General features: G+C 60.1%; 2 protein-coding genes. Both read left to right on the top strand.

Annotated elements, in window-relative coordinates; translation table 11 throughout:
• On the top strand, window positions 1-1940 hold a 1940-nt coding region (gene rpoB, locus B2P82_RS02775), incomplete at its 5' end, for a DNA-directed RNA polymerase subunit beta (protein WP_290494993.1).
• A 119-nt stretch (window positions 1941-2059) separates the two neighbouring features.
• Window positions 2060-4128 (top strand): DNA-directed RNA polymerase subunit beta' (gene rpoC / locus B2P82_RS02770; RefSeq protein WP_290494991.1); only part of this gene is annotated, 2069 nt, incomplete at its 3' end.

Below are 4128 nucleotides of genomic sequence, written 5' to 3'. Positions count from 1 at the left end.
CCCGCCGCTCCGGTGTGGTCGAGCAGGTCGACGCAATGCGGATCGTGGTTCGCGCCACCGAAGATCTCGAAGGCTCCAAGTCGGGCGTTGATATCTACCGCCTCGCGAAGTTCCGCCGCTCGAACCAGAACTCCTGTATCAACCAGCGTCCGATCGTGCGCGTGGGCGACGTCGTTTCCAAGAACGACATCATCGCTGACGGCCCGTCGACTGACCTTGGTGATCTGGCCCTCGGCCGGAACGTGCTCGTCGCGTTCATGCCGTGGAATGGCTACAACTTCGAGGACTCCATCCTGATCTCCGAGCGGATCGTGAAAGACGACGTCTTCACCTCGATCCATATCGAGGAATTCGAAGTCGCAGCCCGTGACACCAAGCTGGGCCCTGAAGAAATCACCCGCGACATTCCGAATGTCGGTGAGGAAGCGCTCCGCAACCTCGACGAAGCCGGCATCGTGGCCGTGGGCGCCGAAGTCAAAGCTGGCGACATTCTCGTCGGCAAGGTGACGCCGAAGGGCGAAAGCCCGATGACGCCGGAAGAGAAACTTCTCCGCGCCATCTTCGGTGAGAAGGCGTCTGATGTGCGGGATACATCCCTGCGCGTGCCTCCGGGCGACGCCGGTACGGTCGTGGATGTTCGCATCTTCAACCGTCATGGCATCGACAAGGACCAGCGTGCCCTCCAGATCGAGCGTGAGCAGATCGAGAAGCTGCAGGAAGACAAAGAAGACGAACAGGCCATCCTGGAACGCAACACCTATAACCGTCTGCGCGATCTGCTGACGGGCAAGGAAGCAGCGGCCGGGCCAAAAGGCTTCACACCGGGCAAGATCAGCGCGTCCGCACTGGACGAGTTGAGCGAGACCCAGATGTGGGACATCGCCCTGAAGTCCGAGAAGGCCCAGGCCGACCTTGACGCCCTCCGCGATCAGTTTGATGGCGCGATCGGCGAACTGGAAGCCCGTTTCAACGACAAGGTTGAGAAGGTCCAGCGCGGCGATGACTTGCCACCGGGCGTGATGAAGGTCGTCAAAGTGTTCCTGGCCGTGAAGCGCAAGCTACAGCCGGGCGACAAGATGGCTGGCCGTCACGGCAACAAGGGGGTTATCTCCAAGATCAACCCGCAGGAAGACATGCCGTTCCTGGAAGATGGTACGCCAGTCGATATCGTTCTGAACCCGCTGGGTGTTCCATCGCGGATGAACGTCGGTCAGATCCTCGAGACCCACACAGGCTGGGCCTGCCGTGGTCTTGGCCGGATCATCCAGAACGCACTCGACGAGTTCCACCAGAACAATGATGTTGAAGGCCTGAAGAAAGCCCTGAAAACCGCCTATGGCGAAGAGCAGGAGCTGCCGGCAGAAGATAGCGAGATCATCGAACTCGCCGGAAACCTTCGCAACGGTGTGCCAATGGCCACGCCAGTGTTCGATGGTGCTCGCGAAAGCGACATCAACGCGATGCTGGAACGGGCGGGTCTCGACTCGTCAGGTCAGGTCAAGATGTTCGATGGCCGGACCGGTGTCCAGTTCTCGCGTCCTGTCACCGTGGGCTACAAGTATCTTCTCAAACTGCACCACCTGGTGGACGAGAAGATTCACGCCCGTTCGACCGGACCTTACTCGCTCGTTACGCAGCAGCCTCTGGGCGGCAAGGCCCAGTTCGGCGGCCAGCGCTTCGGGGAGATGGAAGTCTGGGCCCTCGAAGCCTATGGCGCCGCTTACACGCTGCAGGAAATGCTGACCGTGAAGTCCGATGACACGGCCGGTCGTGCGAAGGTCTATGAGGCCATCGTTCGCGGTGATGACACGTTCGAGGCCGGTATCCCGGAATCCTTCAACGTGCTCGTCAAGGAAATGCGGTCGCTCGGCCTGAATGTCGAATTGATCGAAGAAGGTGGGGGCAACGACGATGCCGATACCCCCGTCGCCGCCGAGTAGAGCTGATACCAACCGGATAGCCCCGCCAGACCGGCGGGGCGACCCGGACGAAACTGAGATTTCATAGGGCAGGGGCCCGCCAGCCCCGAAACAACCGCCCACCCAAGGAGCAGACACCCATGCGCCAGGACGTCGCCAGCATTTTCAACCCGAATACCCCGTCGCCAACTTTTGAGGCGATCCGTATCTCTATCGCCAGCCCGGAAAAGATCCGGTCCTGGTCGTCAGGTGAGATCAAGAAGCCTGAAACCATCAACTACCGGACCTTCAAGCCGGAGCGGGACGGTCTTTTCTGTGCCCGTATCTTCGGCCCAACGAAGGACTATGAGTGCCTTTGCGGCAAGTACAAGCGCATCAAGTATCGCGGCATCACCTGTGAGAAGTGCGGCGTTGAAGTGACGCTGGCGCGCGTGCGCCGCGAGCGGATGGGCCACATCGACCTGGCTGCGCCGGTTGCGCACATCTGGTTCCTGAAGTCGCTGCCGTCCCGCATCTCCGCGCTGCTCGACATGGCGCTGAAAGATGTGGAGCGCGTGCTCTACTTCGAAAGCTATATCGTCATCGAGCCGGGCCTGACCGAGCTGGAGCCGCGTCAGCTGCTCACCGAAGAAGAATACATGGACAAGCAGGACGAGCTTGGCGAGGACGCGTTCACCGCCATGATCGGTGCCGAAGCCATCCGCGAATTGCTGCAGGCGCTGGACCTGCCGGTTCTGGCCGAGACGCTTCGCGAAGAGCTGGCTGAGTCCACGTCCGAACTGAAAACCAAGAAACTGTCCAAGCGGCTGAAAGTCGTCGATGCCTTCCTGACATCGCGCGCCAAGCCGGAATGGATGATCCTGCACGTGATCCCGGTCATTCCACCGGATCTGCGCCCGCTGGTCCCGCTGGATGGCGGCCGCTTTGCGACCTCCGACCTCAACGACCTTTATCGCCGCGTGATCAACCGGAACAACCGCCTGAAGCGCCTGATGGAACTTCGCGCGCCGGACATCATCATCCGGAACGAAAAGCGGATGTTGCAGGAATCCGTTGACGCCCTGTTCGACAATGGCCGTCGCGGCCGCACGATCACGGGCACCAACAAGCGCCCGCTGAAGTCGCTGTCCGACATGCTGAAAGGCAAGCAGGGCCGCTTCCGTCAGAACCTGCTCGGCAAGCGCGTCGACTATTCCGGCCGTTCGGTCATCGTGGTTGGCCCAAGCCTGAAGCTGCACGAGTGTGGCCTGCCGAAGAAGATGGCGCTGGAACTGTTCAAGCCGTTCATCTATGCGCGTCTCGACGCCAAGGGCCTCGCTGGCACCGTGAAAGCGGCCAAGAAGCTGGTCGAAAAGGAAAAGCCGGAAGTCTGGGATATCCTGGACGAGGTCATCCGTGAGCACCCGGTTCTGCTGAACCGTGCGCCTACGCTGCACCGTCTCGGCATCCAGGCGTTCGAGCCGAAACTGATCGAGGGCAAGGCCATCCAGCTGCACCCGCTGGTCTGCGCCGCGTTCAACGCTGACTTCGATGGTGACCAGATGGCCGTGCACGTGCCGCTGAGCCTTGAGGCCCAGCTGGAAGCGCGCGTCCTGATGATGTCGACCAACAACATCCTGTCGCCTGCGAACGGCAAGCCGATCATCGTGCCGAGCCAGGACATCGTTCTCGGCCTCTACTACATCACCATGGAAAAAGAGGGTGAGCCCGGCGAAGGCAAGATTTTCGGCACGATTGATGAAATCGAACACGCGCTGGTCGCTGGCGTCGTGACGCTGCACACGAAAATCAAGGCGCGCTGGGACGGCATCAACGAAAAAGGCGAAACCGTTCGCGAACTCGTCGAAACGACGCCGGGCCGCATGAAGGTTGCGCAGGTTCTGCCGCGAAATTCCGACGTGCCGTTCTCGGTGATCAACCAGCTGCTCACTAAGAAGACCATCCAGGGTCTTATTGATATCGTCTACCGCCATTGCGGTCAGAAGAAGACGGTTATCTTCGCTGACCACATCATGGACCTTGGTTTCAAGGAAGCCTGCAAAGCCGGTATTTCCTTCGGCAAGGACGATGTTGTCATTCCGGAAGCCAAGCGAAAGCTTGTTGACGAAACCCGCGCGCTGGTTTCCGAGTTCGAACAGCAATATGCTGAAGGCCTCATCACCCGCGGCGAAAAATACAACAAGGTCATCGACGCCTGGGCGAAATGTAC

It is taken from the genome of Hyphomonas sp. UBA4494 (assembly GCF_002388935.1).
In the GTDB taxonomy this organism is placed as follows: Bacteria; Pseudomonadota; Alphaproteobacteria; order Caulobacterales; family Hyphomonadaceae; genus Hyphomonas.
This window is presented reverse-complemented; position numbering and strand designations above follow the sequence as displayed.